The organism is Microbulbifer sp. ABF4_107 (assembly GCF_056312215.1).
This window is the reverse complement of record NZ_CM149983.1, coordinates 1413879-1431291: the sequence shown is the minus strand read 5'-3', so window position 1 is coordinate 1431291 and position 17413 is coordinate 1413879. Positions and strand designations below refer to the sequence as shown.

Annotated in this window: 8 protein-coding genes; 3 read left to right on the top strand and 5 right to left on the bottom strand. The window is 55.0% G+C overall.

The genetic code is table 11. The features are described 5' to 3' along the window. Positions 1–63: 63 nt before the first annotated feature. The 4 genes from ACYX4K_RS05835 to ACYX4K_RS05820 form a co-directional block, all read right to left on the bottom strand. Positions 64–2784, bottom strand: coding sequence for a TonB-dependent receptor domain-containing protein (locus tag ACYX4K_RS05835; protein WP_475093063.1), 2721 nt, complete (start codon positions 2782–2784; stop codon positions 64–66). A 110-nt stretch (positions 2785–2894) separates the two neighbouring features. After that, positions 2895–4583 carry a serine/threonine protein kinase gene (locus tag ACYX4K_RS05830; protein WP_475093064.1) on the bottom strand — a complete coding sequence of 563 codons (1689 nt, stop codon included), beginning with the start codon at positions 4581–4583 and terminating at the stop codon, positions 2895–2897. A 331-nt stretch (positions 4584–4914) separates the two neighbouring features. After that, a complete protein-coding gene (locus ACYX4K_RS05825) occupies positions 4915–5481 on the bottom strand; it encodes a DUF1285 domain-containing protein (RefSeq protein WP_475093065.1) in 567 nt (188 codons plus the stop codon). Next, complete coding sequence (locus tag ACYX4K_RS05820; protein WP_475093066.1) at positions 5474–6172, bottom strand: TetR/AcrR family transcriptional regulator; 699 nt, start codon at positions 6170–6172, stop codon at positions 5474–5476. The genes ACYX4K_RS05825 and ACYX4K_RS05820 overlap by 8 nt, the downstream gene beginning before the upstream one ends. A 473-nt stretch (positions 6173–6645) precedes the next feature. Here ACYX4K_RS05820 and ACYX4K_RS05815 point away from each other — a divergent pair, with 473 nt between their 5' ends. The 3 genes from ACYX4K_RS05815 (at position 6646) to ACYX4K_RS05805 (ending at position 14239) form a co-directional block, all read left to right on the top strand. Further along, the gene (locus tag ACYX4K_RS05815) at positions 6646–9207 is read left to right on the top strand and encodes a M9 family metallopeptidase (RefSeq protein ID WP_475093067.1); all 2562 of its coding nucleotides are present in this window, start codon (positions 6646–6648) and stop codon (positions 9205–9207) included. A gap of 196 nt (positions 9208–9403) precedes the next feature. Further along, complete coding sequence (locus ACYX4K_RS05810; protein WP_476178787.1) at positions 9404–11155, top strand: collagenase; 1752 nt, start codon at positions 9404–9406, stop codon at positions 11153–11155. A 243-nt stretch (positions 11156–11398) separates the two neighbouring features. Then, positions 11399–14239 carry a TonB-dependent receptor plug domain-containing protein gene (locus ACYX4K_RS05805; RefSeq protein ID WP_475093069.1) on the top strand — a complete coding sequence of 947 codons (2841 nt, stop codon included), beginning with the start codon at positions 11399–11401 and terminating at the stop codon, positions 14237–14239. Positions 14240–14427: 188 nt separating this feature from the next. On the opposite strand, the gene ACYX4K_RS05800 is transcribed toward ACYX4K_RS05805, so the two are convergent. Continuing rightward, positions 14428–17382, bottom strand: coding sequence for a TonB-dependent receptor (locus tag ACYX4K_RS05800; protein ID WP_475093070.1), 2955 nt, complete (start codon positions 17380–17382; stop codon positions 14428–14430). Positions 17383–17413: the final 31 nt, after the last annotated feature.

The following is a 17413-nucleotide window of genomic DNA, read 5'->3' as shown; positions in this document are numbered from 1 at the left end:
CATTCCCTGTTGGTTTATTACCGCTACAACTTCCAGGTTGCTCGTGGTTTCTTCTATATCAAATCAGAACTGGTATTGCGCACTCAGCGCGAAAGACTGACCGGGCTTCTGCTCAAACACGATTACGTCTGCGCGCTCGATCTCAATCGCTTCATCCAACAGATTCTGCATCTTCGCCTTCACCGTGATTTCCGCAGTGGGATACCAGGAGTAGGTCAGATCCAGAGAGTGGAATGGCTGCTCGTAAGCATCCGGCGCACCATTGCGGCCAGCCAGGTACAGACGATCGCCAAATACGTTGTAACCCAGGGTTGCAGAGTGCATACCATCGGGGGAATCGAAGCCCACCAGCATATTCACCACGTACTCGGATGCACCGGTCATTTCACGAACTGCACTGGTTGGAGCATCGGCTTCGGTACCGGCAACCAGCTCTGTTTCCTGAACGGTGACATTGCCCTGCAGGAAGAAGCTGTCCATCACCTCACCCATGAAACCAAGGCTCTTCAAGCCTTCGATTTCAATACCGGTGATCTCACCAGACTCAGCGTTAACAATCTCGCGAGCGATATTGGTATCACTGGAAGCAAACTCGAAGAACTCGATCGGATCAACAATATCTTTGTAGAACGCCGAGATCGTCAGGTTGTCGCCATTGTCGAAATACCACTCACCACGCAGGTCGAGGTTGGTAATCTCAGACGGACGCGCATTCGGGTTGCCCTGAATCTGCTCATCAGTAATCGGGTCGATGTAGATGGCATCGGTGATTTCACGCAGGTCCGGGCGAACCGCGGTTTTACTGGCACCAAAGCGCAACTGGAAAGTATCTGCCCACAGCGCACCCATATAGGTCAGAGACAATGATGGGTAAACCGCATCTTCTGCGTAGGTTGCCTGCTCAAGCTCTTCAGGATCTGAGGTGATCTGCGGATCGTCCAGGCTGTAACCGTAGGGATTCCAGTCGAGCGCAACCTGGTTGTACTCTTCCCAGCGCGCACCGGCAGACACTCGCCAAGTCTCGTTCAGAGTCCAGTCCATCTTACCGAAGGCGGCTTCCGTCAGTGTTGCAGCAAGGTAACTCTGATTGTTTGCACCGGCGCGGTCAAAGACAAAATTGTTTTCGGCATCGTCGATATTGGCATCGCCAAACACATCATCCAGGCCACCACTGAGGGAATCTGAACCACCACTCAGGGAGCCGAGACGGAACTCGGTCTGCTTGTAGGAGCGCGCTTTCTCAGTGCGGGCAAAACCACCACTCAGCTCCAGTGTTGAAGCAGAGAACTCCAGTGGCAGCGTGGTGCTCCAGCCGTAGTTGATTACCTGGTCTTCAAGCTCGGTGAAACGGAATCCCGCACTGTTTACACCAGTGCTTACACTGGATGAAACGGTTTCACCCTGTGCGTTGGTGGCAGTATCCGCATTTACGGCGACTTCGTTGGGAATATCAGTCTCGGCAGTCGCATCAGAGTAGAACCAGTCAACCACCAGCTCATCCGGCGCCCAGTTCAGCAGACCGCCTGGTACCAGCGCTTTGGTGGCCGGGCCGGCAAGATGGCTGCCTTTCACCTGGTTCACCAGCATATTGCGCTCTTCGTACTTCAGGGTGTACTCACGGAAACCGCGGCCATCAGAAACCTGGCGGTTTTCGTTGAAGAAATCACGCACGGAAGTTTCGTCGTCGGTGTTACGCAGATACAGGCTGGTAAGAGATACCTCCTGCTCGTCTGCGTAACGGATGCCCACATTCAGGTTTCCGGTGAGATCCACGGAGTAAGTTGAGCTCTGCTCGGTGTCAGTCCGCTCATCCGGGAAACCGTAGCTGCGCTTGAGGGTCTCCTCTTCACGCCAGCGGCTCTTGTAGGAGCCACCGGCCAGGAAACCCACTTCCCAGTCGTCGCTGATGTAAAAACGGTTACCAACGCTACCTTTTACATCCATATCCGGATTGCTGGAATCTTCCTCAATGGCAATGTCACGATTGAGGCTTTTGGCCAGCTGGCGATTGACATCTTGCGCCGCAGCAATTGCTTCGGAAGCAGAGCCGTACTCGTTACCCTCCTGTTCCAGCACAGTACGGATATCCTGAACACCTAGGCGCCCCTTGAAACGCTGTAGTGCTTCAGTCAGGTCTGACGGCAGTGCGCGAGTGCCATCGTCGGTGCCAAAGCTATCGTCATCACCACCGCGATAGGACAGTACGTCGCCATCGGTTTCGGAGTTCATGCCGCTACCCAGCTCTACAGAGAAGGTCAGCGCATCGGGGATGCCCTTGGTGCGGATATCCACATTGCCACCACCAAAGGTCGCGGCCTGGTCAGCGGAATAGGATTTCTGAACCGCCAGAGAATCCACCACGGATGTGGGGAAAATATCCAGCGGGATTACGCTGCGGGTCAAATCCGGGGAGGGAACAGTGGCACCGTTCAAGGTAGTACTTGAATAGCGCTCACCCAAACCACGCACGTATACAAATTTATCATTGACCAGAGTCAGGCCAGACACCCGGCGCAAAGCTGCAGCGACGGTAGAGTCCCCTACCCGGCCAATCATCTCGGAACCGAGAATGTCGGTTACCACTTCTTCTTCCAGACGCTCACTGACCAGCATCTCTGCAGAGTCTTTCAAGCGCCCCTGGACCATAACTTCTTCAATTTGCTGAGCCTGCGGACCAGCAACACTGTCCATTTCTACCTGCGCAAACGCGTTAGGAGCAATGACTGAGGCCGTGGCGATAGCCAATACCAGCGGCGCTCTCTGAAACGTTTCGTTCTTTTTCATTTCCCAGGCCTCTTATCGTTCCTGAACTCTTAATCAAACAGGGCGCCGACTCCAGAATGTGAAGGCGGCGCCCTTCAGGTCAGGAATTAAATTCCCGACCGGCTATACACTTACTGCTGCTCGAACCACAGCGCCTGAGCGCGGCTACCGTCGTGCAGACCGTAGGTCCAGCCAACAGTCCAGTCGCTACCACCGGCACTGAGTGCACCGAAGTAAGCGCGGGCAACCGGGTCATCAGAACCGTCGGTGGCACCAACTACCGGGCTGATCGCGATAGCAGCGTCATTAACCATCATGCTGTCGGCATCGATAGAGAACACAGACAGAGCACCTTCCAGCAGTTGCAGACCAGTGTCGGCAGCGGCAGTCGGGTTCAGGGCAGCGTCAGCAGCAACGTTTGCGAAGGTGTTGCCATTGGCTTCAGCCCACTCCGCCAGCGCTACACCACCGATTTGCTCGCCTTTGGTCTTGTCGGCACAGGCAAAGATATTGCCTTCGATCTGAGCTTCACCGCTTTCCAGGGCAGCTGCAGTTTCAGTGCTGTCCACACGCAGACAGTAGTTGTTGCCGTCAGCACCGCTTTCGTCGGCAGCGAAGGAACCCACAACCATGGAGTTGGTGATCATCGGGAAGATGCCTTCGCGGAAGCGCCAGCCAGCACCCGGATCGTGAGTACCCTCAGCCTGTGCAGAGATGATGCAGGTCAGGCCGTCGATTTTCGGGCGGCTGTTCAGGCCAGCAGCGATCAGCGCGGAGTAGTCATTTTCACCGTCGTAAGAACCGATACCGTCGGATTCGATACAGTGGTTACCATCGGTTTCGCTCTGGATTACCAGTGCATTGGTGATGGAGCCGCTCCAGCCTTCGTCGATGTCGATGGAGTCATCGCGCACGTACATGGCCAGATAGTTTTCGAAGCTCACTGCACCACCGAACATTTCGATGCCGTCATCGTAAGTGGAGTAAACCTGCAGGTTTTTCACGATGGTGCCAGCGCCTACGGAGCTGAAGGTAATGCCGTTCAGCTCGTCGCCGTTGGCAACTTCAGCACCGGTGTGCTTAACGCGAACGTATTCCATGTGGCCGGAGCTATCGTCGTTGTTGTCGCCACCGTAGTTGGACTGGTCTTTACCGGCAGCGCCTTCGGCCAGTACGTGACACTCAGAGGTTTGCAAATCGGCGTCGTATGCACACTTGTTGGTGATACCGAAACCGTTGATGACCATACCGCCCCACTGCTGTACGTCTTCGGCGCCTACGGTGCCTTCAACGTCAGACAGAGAAGTGAAAGTGATCGGGTCTTGTGCGGTACCGACAGCATTCAGCTGAGAACCACGGTTTACCACCATGAACTTGGTGCTGTTCGGGAATGCTACGGTCGCGCCGGCTTGTACAGTCAGCTTCGCGCCGTCACCGCCTTCAGCGATACCAGCGGCAGCCATGGTGGTGTCGTCGTCGTAGTTGTTGCCGACAAACAGGCTGCCTTCAAAAATGTGCGCGCCACCGTTGTCCAGCTTGGAGATAACCAGGTCTACGGTCAGCGGGTTGCCAGAGTCAACGAACGCTGCGCTATAGGTACAGTTGCCAGTTTCCGCATCGAACTCACCCTGCTTAACAGAGCCGGCTTTCTCATAGGAAGCACAAGGATTGTCGGAGGGAGTAGTCGGAGTACCGGTACCCGGGTTGGTCACGGAATTGTCGTTGTTTTCCGGAGCAATAGTGATACCGCCGCTGTCACAACCAGCCAGCACAGCAGAAATCGCAGCTGCCAGCAGCAGCTTGTTGGATGCAAGTTTCATGGATCCCCCTAACAAGGATGAAGTGAATTAATCCGAGATTTAAAAATTCTTATGGGCCAAAGCAATTTGGACGAGGGGGAGTCTAGGAAGGGAGTGTTGCGAAATTGTTACGAATGAAAGACGCGAAGAAAAAAATGAGTAAATCAATTCAAAAATATTGCAATGTTAAATTTATATTTCCGCAATATTTCTGTTTGATTTCACGAATATTTCATAGAGATCTCGGGGGAGCAAAAAATGATCAGGCGGGTGATTAACTATCACTCCGGGCAAGTGATCTTGATGGACAGGCAGTACATGAGTTCCAGTTAGGAGTTGAACAAAAAAACCACTAATACTGCCCGAGTAAAAATTCTTCGCCACGGCTTTTAAGCCACAATTGGCACAATTTTGCCGGTGGCTCGCTTGGCTGACGGGGCTCAGCCCAGTCAATCAGTTGATAGTAAACATCCCGCGACATCCGTCCCTCGAGACCATTGCGGACTTCAACATAAGGAACAGGTTGGGGAGGGTCTCCATAAGGCTTGAGCAAAAGCGGATGATCTTTGTCCAGCGCTATAACGTCGGCGGTGTTGCTGGTGAGCAAAATTTCACCAGAGCTCCCCTCCCCTTCACGGGCTGCCTGAGTAATCAGAAAAGGGACATCTTCTACACGAATACGCCACTTCTCCACGGGAGTGACAAGGTAATAGTGACGCCCTTCCTTCTTGAGGATACTCGCAAACAGTTTGACCAGCGGCTGGCGCTCGATTTCGGTCCCTTCATGGACCCATCGGCCGTCCGCCCGGATCAGCATATCCATATCGCCACAGAGGTCCGGGTTCCAGGAGGCCACCGGTGGGTACCCCCGGAATTCGTCCTGCAGTTTCTGCAGCTGCTGGAAGAGCGGTTCAGCCAAAACTGCTCCCCGGGGTACTCGGGGTGCTCTGTGCGGGCTCGGAGGCCTGGGTTCCGCCGAGGTGACGGCGATTGGAGATATCACCAATATGGACACCCACATCCATGATGAACTCCATCAGACCCTCGCGATCTTCGATAACGTCGGCGAAAGACTTGGAGTGGTAGAGCTCAACGGCACCCTGTACCAGCGCCCAGTAGGTAGAGTAGTAATAGTAGGCGGGTACCTTCTTCAGAACACCCTGCTCCATACGACGCTCAAACACCCGGTTAAGGGCGGAGGCATTGGAATTCCGCAGCGCGTGCAGCTCGGCGATCATCTCAGGCGCCAGGTTCAGGGCGATGATTTTCTCTTCCAGGCGCTGGAACAGGCGGTCGCGCGCCGGATCGGCCATACGAGACTCAAAATAGGCACGGGCCGGAGCGGTGATATCGCCCTGCTCGGCAGTGGCAACGGCGCTTTTCAGGCGTTCGGTGAGGGATTTCTCGTAGTCCATCAACAAGCGCATATAGATCTCGGTTTTGGAGATGAAATGCTTGTAGATGGTGCCTTTGCCGATATCGACCCGTTCAGCGATCTGCTCGACGGTAACCTTCTCTTCACCATGCTCGAGCAGAAGCTCTAACGCCGCATCCAGGATACGTTGCTCCCGCGCGCGGAACCGCTGAACCTTCTCTTTTGCCTTATCCATACTTCCGACCTTAGCTGTCCGTGAATGTGGAGACTGAAATTGACTATTCATTCATGAATGATAGGCAATTCCCCCGGAATGGAAAAGGATTTCCCAAATTCTACAAGGGACTTTGCGCCTAATTGACAGGAAAAACCCGCGCCAGTAGCACATTTTCCGCAGTTTGGCGGGTATCACACGGCGCAGCTCCTCTTTCCCCTTTTTAAATCTAGCGCTTATAGCTCACTCGATCTGATCTTTTTTCAGCCAATCAAAGCGGAAAAGCTGAATTACGTCAGCGCAAAACGATTTTGCCGCCAGCGGCCGCAGAAAACGTGAGGCAAGACTAAAAACATCTTGCACTCAATGTTATGTTTTTGGGCGCACAACAAAATAGAGGGCCGCCATGCCGAACCTGACCTGACAAATGGATAGCAGCTATCCGTAGATTCAGCTGCCAAATCGAATCTGATTCTAATAATGAAAGAGAGATCATGAAAAATAATCAAACTTTACTGTCGATGCAGAGCCTGATTACCGGGCTCGCTGCCGCATTGCTCGGGACAGCAATACAGGTAAATGCCGCCCCTGCACCCGCAACCCCACCCACCAGCACTGCCAGTGACATGCACGTCATTGCTCCGGTGGAACCCAAATACAACCCGCACGAACAGACACAAACATCACCGATTCCGCTGCAGACGTTTTCCATGCTGTCGGCAGAGCCCATGTCCACCTGTGATGTGGACGGTTACGCCAGTAAAAGCGGGCAGGCACTGGTAGACCACATCCTGCAGTCGCAAGGTAGCTGTATCAACGACCTGTATGATGGCAACAGCACCAGCTTTGCCAGCTTCAGCAATCAGAAGATGGTCACAGTGGCCAATGCCGCACGACAACTGGCCACGGATTACGATGCCGCTGACGGTGATGCCAGCATCAACAACCTCTTCTACTTTCTGCGTACCGGGTATTACATCGAGTACTACTACCCGGAGAACGTCAGTTTCGATGGCTCGGTCCAGTCGGCCGTGGTAAGCGCACTGGATGCGTTCGTTGCCAACCCGGATTTCTACGCCCTGTCCAGTACTAACGGCTCTGCAACCACGGATGCCATTGTCCTGATCGACAGTGCGGGGGAAAACGCCCGTTACCTGCCCGTCGTGAAAGAGTGGCTGCAACGCTGGAACCCCCAGGCCGGGGCCATTTTTTCCATGCGTGCTTCGGTCAACGGAATCTTTACCGTTCTGTTCCGCGGTCACTACATCAATGACTTCGTGTCTGCCGCTGGCAGCGACACCCAGCTCATGCAAATGCTCGGTAGCTTCGCACGCTCCGACTGGATGCTGGATTCAGAATCGCAGTTCATGCAGGAAAACGCAGCGCGCGAATTGACCCGTTTCCTTCAGCACACCTCAAGCCCCGCGTACAACACCGTAGTAGCAGAGACGCAGGCAATCTTCGACCACTACAGCATGATGGGAACCGGTCAGACTGTCTGGATTGCCGCGGCGGGTAATGCGGACTATTACGGAGATTGCGCTGTATTCGATATCTGTGGATTTGAGGAGGACCTGCAACAACAGGTACTGGCCAATAACTATACCTGTAGCAGCAGCCTGAAAATCCGCGCGCAGGATATGAACTCGGTCCAGTTTGCCGATTCCTGTGATCAACTCGCAGACCAGGAAACCCACTTCCATGAACTGTTGAATACAAACTTCAACCCGGTTGCAAACGACTTCAATACCGACCTCGAGGTTGTCGTGTTCGATGATTGGGATGAGTACAACACCTATGCCCCGCTCTTCTACGGCATCAATACCGATAACGGTGGTATGTACCTGGAAGGCAACCCGGACGTACAGGGTAACCAGGCCCGGTTTATCGCTCACGAGGCCGACTGGCTGCGACCTGACTTCGAAGTGTGGAACCTGACCCACGAATATGTGCACTACCTGGACGGGCGCTACAACCTGTACGGCAACTTTGCCGATGCCCGCACCGGCAGTCACAATACCGTTTGGTGGATTGAGGGGCTTGCGGAGTACGTCTCCAAAAAGAACTACAACGACACGGCGGTAAACCTCGGGCGCACAGGCGCGTTCAACCTCAGCGAAATCTTCGCCAACACCTACAACAGCGGGCAGGACCGGGTGTATCGCTGGGGCTATCTTGCGGTGCGCTTCATGTTTGAGAAGCACCACAGCGAAGTGGTCCAGATCCTCACCTACCTCCGTGCCGGCAATTACGATGGCTACCTGAGCTACATCAACAATATCGGCACCAGCTATGACAGCGAGTGGCAGACCTGGCTACAGCAGGTCGAAAGCACGACCGAGGATGGCGGTGACAATGGTGGCGGTGACGACGGCGGCGATAACGGCGGTGGCAATGAGCCAAGCCCGATCGCTAACAACCAGGAGATTTCCGGTATCTCCGTGGAAACCGCGGGTGACGACACGCTTTACTATATCGATGTTCCCGCCACAGCGGACAGCCTCAGCATTGCCATCAGCGGTGGCAGTGGTGATGCCGATCTGTACCTGCGCCATGGCAGCGAACCAACGGACACGGAATATCAATGCCGGCCGTATATTGGCGGTAACGTGGAAGTGTGTGACGTGGACAATCCGCAGTCCGGTCGCTGGTACATCCGTCTCAAAGCCTATCAGGCATTCACTGGTGTCAACCTGCTGGCAAGCTATATCGAAACCAGTACACCAAGCTGTAGCGGTGCGCCGGTGGACTACGGCAACCTGGAACTGAATACCAGCACCTGCCTGACCGACGGTAACAGCGTCAACTATTACTACACCTATATTCCCGAGGGCACCAGCTCCCTGACCGTCAAACTGTTTGGTGGTACAGGCAATGCCGACCTCTACGTCCAGGACTCTACCTGGGCGACCAGTAGTGACTACGACCAGCGTTCCACCAACGGTGACAACAACGAAACCCTGTCAGTGAGTACCCCGGACACGGGTTGGTATTACATTTCAGTCATTACCAATGAAGGCTACACCGGCGCCGGCATTCAACTAATCGCCAACTGATCCAGCGCCCTTCCGATCCCGGCCAGCGGCCGGGATCTCCTCCACAAAATTTCATTGCTACTATCCTGCCCGCGCCATATTTGTTATTGTACACACAATAACAAAAAAGGAGCGCGACATGACGCACAGCGATTTCGTATCAATACTTCGGGGCACACAGCGAACACCAGACCGACGTTGTTGGCTCACGATCACCATGGTCCTACTTGTGGCACTGATCAGTAGCTGTGAGAAGCGCAGTCAAAGCTCGCTACTGATACAGCTCTCGGCACCAGAAACCGAGCTCTGGACAACCGGAGGTGTACACCAACCAGATCAGTTTGCCGCAGCACTGCAAGAACTCGACACCCTGACCGGCAATCCCAGTGCCCGCTTTGACGAACTCGACGCGCTGCTTTATTTCCTCAGAGCCTACAGCTACTTCGGCCCAATCGAGGAAATCGATGATCTGCAGTGGTTCTCCGTCGATAAAATTTTGACCCAGTTGCGACAGCACCCACTGTTCATCCAGCGCAGTGACGAAAGCGCGCGCCTGCAAGAACATTTTGCGGTTACGCTGTATCGCTACTACAACCAAACGCCACTCACCGGCCGGCTCGCTGCGCATTTGGATACGCTGTACGGTATTCTCAGTCGCCACGTAACCCATACACCAGGGAGCGAAATAACCGAGCAGGCGCGCTACACCCTTTGGGAAACCTACCGGGCCATTGGATTTCTCGCTTACGAGGCGAGAAGCAAGCCACTGATTCAACAAGCGCTACAGGCCAACAATACCGCGACGGAAATATTGATTCGCAACGCACAGGTAATCCCGTCGGATATCGATCGCGGCTTGTGGCGCCTGCAACACGCGCTCTGGGCACTGGGTAATCTGCAAGTCATCAACGAAGAAGAAGAGCGGTATTCCCAGGTCGATGAGATCGTGTGGCAACTACTCTCGAAAGACCTGCCATTTCTTTCCGATGAGGATCAGCGCAAGCTGTACACCCGCCCCTATCTGGTTTCATCGTTTCGCGGCAAGAGTGCCTGCGATGAAGAGTTCAAGGATCGCTGCCATATCCCGGCAGTAAAAACCGCGCTCCCCATCGAACACAGCTGCTCACCGTCATTGCTGATCCGCGCCAACAGTATCAGTGAGCCCGCCTTGAAATCTGCCTGTAAAACCCTGATCGCCCAGGAGGACGACTTCCACTACAAACTGCAAAGTGGGCACAGACCGGTAGAGCAGGACCACAATGATCGCCTGGAAGTGGTCGTCTTCGACAACTACAGCCAGTACAACGAGTACGCCGCACTCCTGTTTGATATCAACACCAATAACGGCGGCATGTTCCTGGAAGGCAGCCCGGGCGAACCCGGTAACCAGGCGCGCTTTATTGCCTTTGAGGCCTTCTGGACCAATCCCGATTTCAGTATCTGGAACCTGGAGCACGAATACGTGCACTACCTCGATGGGCGCTTCAACAAATGGGGCGGCTTCGGACATTTTCCCAGCCATATGGTGTGGTGGTCTGAGGGGCTGGCGAACTATATTGCCCAGGGCGACCACTATGACAGCGCCGAGCGCGACCTGCGTAAAACACGGCCGTCGGAATATCCCTCATTGAGTGACATTTTTGCCACCACCTATGACGATGGCGGTGAACGGGTCTACTCCTGGAGCTATCTCGCCATCCGATTCCTGTATCAGCAGGACCCGGACAGCCTTGCCACCATCGCCGGTTTCCTGCGCAAAAATGACTTTGCGGGTTATCGCCAGCAGCTCGACCAGCTGGCAGAACAGTGGCAGGCGACGTTCGCAACCTGGCTGAGCGAAATTACCGTTACACAAAGCAGCACACCCAAGCAGGAAAAACTCCCGCGGACGCTGTACCGCTATCTCTACCGGGACTACCTGCAGCCAGCGGACCTTCCTGAAACACCCCGCCATCGCCATCACATCTGACGAGCCTGAGCGGCGGGCCTGCGCGCCGCCGCTCGCCCGCACTTCGCACCTCGCACCTCGCACCTCGCACCTCGCACCTCGCACTCAAAATACTCGTGGCGCAGCCGAGCGCTCTTTGGATGCACGGAACAAAACAACCATTGCACACAATGTAATTATTGTTTAGCCTTATTTTGCTCTTGCGCACAAAGTAATTTATGCGCAAGCAGGGCACTCCGATATAACAATAAACGGGTATTTACGATGCAGACATCCAAAAAGATTCTGGCGATTGCCATTGCAACCGCTGCCGGCCACAGTGGGTTTATCCACGCACAATCCGATGACAACGGGGTGGGTGACGCAAACCTGGTTGAGGAAGTCGTGGTTACCGGCTCGCGAATCCAGCGCAGCACCTTCGACACCCCTTCCCCCACCTCGGTGATCGACAAGGAATCCATCAAAATGACCGGTGAACTGAACCTCAATGAGGTTCTGTCCACCATGCCGCAGTTTGGAGAGGGTTTTGACTCCACTTCCGGCAGCTACTCGTTCGGCAACTCCGGATTGAACGCCCTGGATATGCGGGACATGGGTGTGGTGCGGACCCTTTCCCTGGTCAACGGCCACCGTCCGGTGCAAATCACCACCGATGGCAACACCATGGTGACGGAGATCGGCATGATCCCCAGCGAACTGGTTGAGCGGGTGGAAGTACTGACCGGCGGCGCCTCGGCGGTTTACGGCGCTGACGCGGTGGCCGGTGTGGTCAACTTTATTCTGAAAGACGACTACGAAGGGATGTCCATCCGCTCACAGCTGGGTACATCCGAAGAAGGTGGCGGCGAGACCGGAGGTTTTACGTTCATCTTCGGTGAAAACTTTGCCAGCGACCGCGGCAACGTCGCCGTCTCCCTGGACTATTTCGAACAGAAACCACTCCTGTTTAACGAGCGCGACAGTGCCGCCGGCCGGACCCGCTACATTCCGAATCCGGAAAATACCGGCCCCGAAGACGGCATCCCGGACTTCATCATCCACAACAACATCACTTATCCGGACTTCAATATCGCCGGTAACGTGTTTGGCATGTGGAACGGGGAACAGGGAGATCTCGACTGGTACGGTATCGAGGGAGACAATGTTCGCCTGAGGACACCAGCCACTGCCCTATCCCAGGGCTGGATGGCCACCGACGGCAGCGGTTTTGACCCCAATGCCTACAACTTTGCTCGCAGTCCGTTTGAACGTCTGAACGGCTACAGCCGGGTCTCTTATGAAATTTCCGACACTACGCGCCTGTCTGCCGATCTGATGTACTCAAACACCAAATCGTTCGACGAGATCGACCCCGACTTTATCTGGGGCACCTGGGTAACACAGGAAGGTCTCGAGGCCAGCGGTATTTCCGTGCCCGACGCGGTGCAACAGGTCCTCGCGGAGTACGGGGATAACTGGCTGCAAATCCCCTACACCTTTGCCAGTGCCGGCCCGCGCTGGCACAAAAACGACCGCGAGTACCTGGCACTGAGCGCCACTCTCGAAGGCCAGTTCAACAACGGCTGGAACTGGGATACCTATCTGAACAGCGGCTATACCGATACGGTGCTCACCCGCGGAAACAACCTTCGCTATGACCGCATTGATACCAGTACGTTTACCCTCATCGGCCCGTGTGTGGAAGCCGGCAATTGCCCGGAATTTTCCCCATTCACCCAGGCGTCTGAGGCCGTTAACGAATACATCATGGTCGACCACGACACCCACACCAGTGTCACCCAACACGGTTTTGCTGCAAACCTTACCGGTGATCTTTTCGAACTGCCCGCAGGCATGGTGAAGTTTGGTAGCGGATTCGAGTCGCGCTACGAAAACCTGGATTACCAGCCGTCTGAGCTGTGGCAGTCCGGATTGCTCAGCTCGCAGCAAACCCCTATCGATGACAAGAGCCGCACCGTGCACGAGGTTTACAGTGAATTGCTGGTACCGCTGCTCGCGGAAAAACCTTTGGTTGAATCACTGGAATTCGAAACCGCAGTGCGCGCGGCCGAGTACTCCACCGAAGCTGCCAATTTCACCAGCTGGAAGGCAGGACTCAACTGGGCACTGAATGACAGTGTGCGTTTCCGCAGTGTTTACTCCCTGGCGGTGCGCGCACCTCAGCTCGGCGAAATGTATCTGGGCACCAGCATTGGCTACTCGGACCTGACCGACCCCTGTGATTCCGACGAGATAGATGGCGGCCCGGCAGACGGGCGCCGCCAGCAGAACTGTTCGGCACTGGGTATTTCAGAAGGCTGGGACTCCAACCTGAAAGGTCAGCGCGGACGGGTAATTTCTGAAGGCAACGACGATCTGCGCGAAGAAGACGCCACCACCTTTACCGCGGGCTTCGTGTTTACCCCCTCTTTTGCCGAGGGCCTCAATGTCTCCATCGATTACTACGATATTGATCTTACCGACATGATCGTGCGTTTTGGCGCGAGCAATACCCTCGCACTGTGCGTCGATTCAGAATCGATCAACAACGACTTCTGCAGCCAGGTAACCCGTCTGGCGAACGGTGATGTGGATTCGGTGCGGGATACCTACATCAATGCCGACGGCGCGCGCCGTACCGGTATCGATATTGAAGCGGACTACCAGTTCAGCCTTGATGACGCTCTGGGTCTGCCCGGTGATCTCAGGCTGAACCTGGTGGCCAACCGTCAACTGGAAAGCTCATACACCGAAACCAACAATCTGACGGGTGAACTGGAGACAACGGATTACGTCGGCGAATTTGGTGTCCCGGAGTGGAAAGCAGACCTCACCACGACCTACTATGCCAACGACCTCACCCTGCGACTCACAACCAAGTTTACCCAGGGCGGCCCGATAGATCTGGATGGCCGCAGCGAGCGCTATCAAAACAGCAGCATAGAAGACTCCCTGTATTTCAATCTGTGGTCCGGATACCAGGTGACAGAATCCACCCAGCTGTATCTCGGATTGAACAATCTCACCAACGAAACCTGGACGAACCACCCTTACACCTCTTACGGCTCGGCCAATTATTCCCTGCTGGGACGCTATCTGTACGCGGGGATTAACCTCAACTTCTAAGTCCGAACACTGCTTAAGTATCGTCATATGCACCCTGTACTCACAGGACTTTACCCCTGATCGGGGACTTGTCGGAGAATGTTGGACCTCTCTGTTTTGCGCCGCCTAGCGGCGCTTTTTTATGGGCAAAAAAATCCCGGCTTGTGGCCGGGATTCCTGTACTTGTGTTACGGGTAGTAATACAAGGATTAGAAGTCGTAACGCGCTACCAGACTGAAGTAGCGGGCACGACTGCGCATTTCTGTTAAACCGTAGTCTGGGTTCGTTACCAGGCCGCTGGTTCCCTGCACCGAGCGAATTTCATTGACATCCAGTGCGGCGTCATCATTCAGTGCATTGTAAATGGTGCCTTTTAACAGCAGGTCGCCATCCAGTAACGGCATGCGATACGCCAGGGAAAGATCCAGCTGTTTGCTCCAGGGCAAATTGCCGGCGGTACCGCGCGGCGCCGGATTGCCATTCTCATCATAGAAAGACACCTCGCCATAGTACTGACTGATACAGTCACTCCACGGGCTACCCTCAGCACAGCTGTCGACGCCTACCGGGTGGATACTGAAGTAGTTCTGCGGGCGACCGGAAACCACCGAGGTCACAAAACCGAAGGTGAGATCGTCGGTGATATCGTAGAAACCATTCAGTTTCAGCGCGTGGCGGTGATCATTTGGCAGATCGCCATAGCCGTGGTCCATCAGGTCTGCGTAGTCATAGGAAGTCGTCCAGCCCGGATCCGCCTGATTGTTATCGGTACGAACAAGGCCCTCGGTATTACCGTAACTGTGGGACCAGGTATAGGACGCGTCCAGGAACAGTCGATCGGTGAACTGGCCACGCAGAGAGGTTTCCAGAGCGAGGTAGCGGCGGGAAGCCTTGGGCAGCGCCAGCTCTTCCGCCGACAGGATTACGCTATCCGTCTGTCCATCGCCGTCGAAGTCATAGCGGATATTGACGTCTTCACCGGGATTCAGGAGGACGTAATAGCTGCTCTGGCCAACATTGTCTTCAATGCCGTTGGCTTCCAGATAGTTACTCAATACAGGACCGATATCAGTGTCTTCCACAGAGCGCTTAAGATCCCGGTATACACCGCGCACACCAAGCACCATGCCATCCAGCACCAGAGTTTCCATTCCGAGGGTGAATTCGTCGGAATACATACCCTCCAGATTTCCGCTGGCAATCAGTTCCGGCTCGACAATACCCTGTTGACGTACCCAGCTGTGCAGTAGTGCACCGCGACTGGGGGAACCGTCTTCATTCAGCAGCACCCGGTCATTACTGTCCATGGCACCGGGCGCGTAGTAATCAAACGTCTCGCGGGAGTATGACCCCTGGGTAATATTCATATTCGCCGATACTGGCTGATAGTAGCGGCCAAAGGTGGCAAACGCCTTGCTGTTGCCATCACCGTTGAAATCCCAGATTGCCTGAATACGGGGAGAGATGCCGTCATTCTCTACGAAGGCTGCACCACCGGTGACGGTGTTTTCGAACTGCTCGTAACGCGCACCCAGATTCAGGGTAAATTCATCAGTCACCGACCAGGAATCCTGCAGGTAAAACGCGGTCGCGCTCACGGTAGAATCCGTTCCTCGCACTCGGATACGTCGCTCCACCAGATTCGTGCCTTCCGGCTGCAGGGATGGGTCGTTTACCGTTGCCAGGCGCTGTTCCCACCAACCGCGGGCGTCACCCTCGCCATTCTGGTTTTCCTGGTAAAACACATCGACGGTGCTGTAGTCCACACCGACCTTGATTGCGTGATCCAGCAAATCGTAGCTCAGGTCAAAACGCACCTGATCGCGCACATAGTCTTCATCAAATATGGTCGAGTCACTGTGATTACTGAAGCTCACACAGGTTGTGCGGCAATCGTAAACTGAAGGGAGACTGTTCAGTGCGGAGTTGTATACCGTTTCCTGCGTACGCCCGGCGGTAATATCCAGAATCAGATCGTCAGTCAGACGGCCGTTGTAATGCGCACCGAACACCTTCCCGCCCTCACGGCTCTCTGTGCGCCCTAGCCCGCTGCCGATCTGGTTCTGCTCCGGATCGTAGGCAAAGCTGTGGTATTCACCATTCTCTTCATTGTTGATCGCGGTGAAATCAATCGCGTGGTTGTCATTGATAAACCAGTCCAGCTTTACCAGCCAGCGATCTTCTTCCCGGGTACGGTCGTAGTAGCTGCTACCACTTGCCCAGGTATCGTCGGTCTTTCTCGGGCTGTAGAGCGCGTAGAAGAACGCCTTGTCCTGCACAATCGGCCCGCTCGCCCAGACCTGAGCTTCCTGAAAGTCCATGCCGCTCTGGCGGGTATTGATGGTGTATTCACCGGCGTTATTGGTGACTGAGCCATGCTGACTGCGCAGGGAATCCGGATCCATCCGCAACTGCGAGCCGAAGTTGAACTCATTGTTACCGGACTTGGAAACCGCATTGATAATGCCACCGAGCGCGCCGCCAAACTCCGGGTCGATAGCGCCGGTCTTTACCTGCGTCTGACTGATTGCTTCCCATGGGAGTGCGATTGAGCCAAGGCCGGTTTTAATATTCGAGACATTCAGGCCATTCAGGTAATAACCATTTTCTGCAGAAGACGCCCCGCCGAAACTGGACGCACCATTGAAGTTACTGCCGCCGGCCACAACAACCCCAGGCGCCAGCTGGGCCATGGCTTCAAAGCCGGTATTCACCGGCAGAAGTTCCAGCTTTTCCTGAGTAATCACCACACCGGCGGTGGATGAACCGGTATCCACCGGACGTCGCATGGTGCCGGTAACTTCCACGATTTCCAGCACCTCGCCCGGTACCGCCAGGGTCCCGTCGTACACCACCGCCTGCCCCACACGCACCAGCACCTCGGGCGCAGTGGACGGGCTATAGCCGTCTTTCTCGAAGCTCACGGTGTATTCACCCACCGGGAGGTTGCGCAGATTGTATTCCCCTTTTTCATTACTGGTTACGGTGCGGGTAAAGCCCTTGCCAATATGGATGACGGTTATCTCGGCACCGGCCAGCACTTTGCCACTGGCACTGATGACCTGCCCTTTCAAGGTGCCACCGGAAGTGTCTGCCGCCAGTACGCTGGTGCTCGCCAGAGTTGCACTGACCGCAAGCGCGAGCAGCTTCTTTTTTATCTCCATGGTTTCTTAAACCCTCTTTCCTGATGTCGTT

What these genes read in the sequence shown, in the direction of transcription:
- ACYX4K_RS05835 (WP_475093063.1), bottom strand. Translation starts at nt 2,784, where the DNA reads ATGAAAAAGAACGAAACGTTTCAGAGAGCGCCGCTGGTATTGGCTATC.
- ACYX4K_RS05830 (WP_475093064.1), bottom strand. Translation starts at nt 4,583, where the DNA reads ATGAAACTTGCATCCAACAAGCTGCTGCTGGCAGCTGCGATTTCTGCT.
- ACYX4K_RS05820 (WP_475093066.1), bottom strand. Translation starts at nt 6,172, where the DNA reads ATGGATAAGGCAAAAGAGAAGGTTCAGCGGTTCCGCGCGCGGGAGCAA.
- ACYX4K_RS05815 (WP_475093067.1), top strand. Translation starts at nt 6,646, where the DNA reads ATGAAAAATAATCAAACTTTACTGTCGATGCAGAGCCTGATTACCGGG.
- ACYX4K_RS05810 (WP_476178787.1), top strand. Translation starts at nt 9,404, where the DNA reads ATGGTCCTACTTGTGGCACTGATCAGTAGCTGTGAGAAGCGCAGTCAA.
- ACYX4K_RS05805 (WP_475093069.1), top strand. Translation starts at nt 11,399, where the DNA reads ATGCAGACATCCAAAAAGATTCTGGCGATTGCCATTGCAACCGCTGCC.
- ACYX4K_RS05800 (WP_475093070.1), bottom strand. Translation starts at nt 17,382, where the DNA reads ATGGAGATAAAAAAGAAGCTGCTCGCGCTTGCGGTCAGTGCAACTCTG.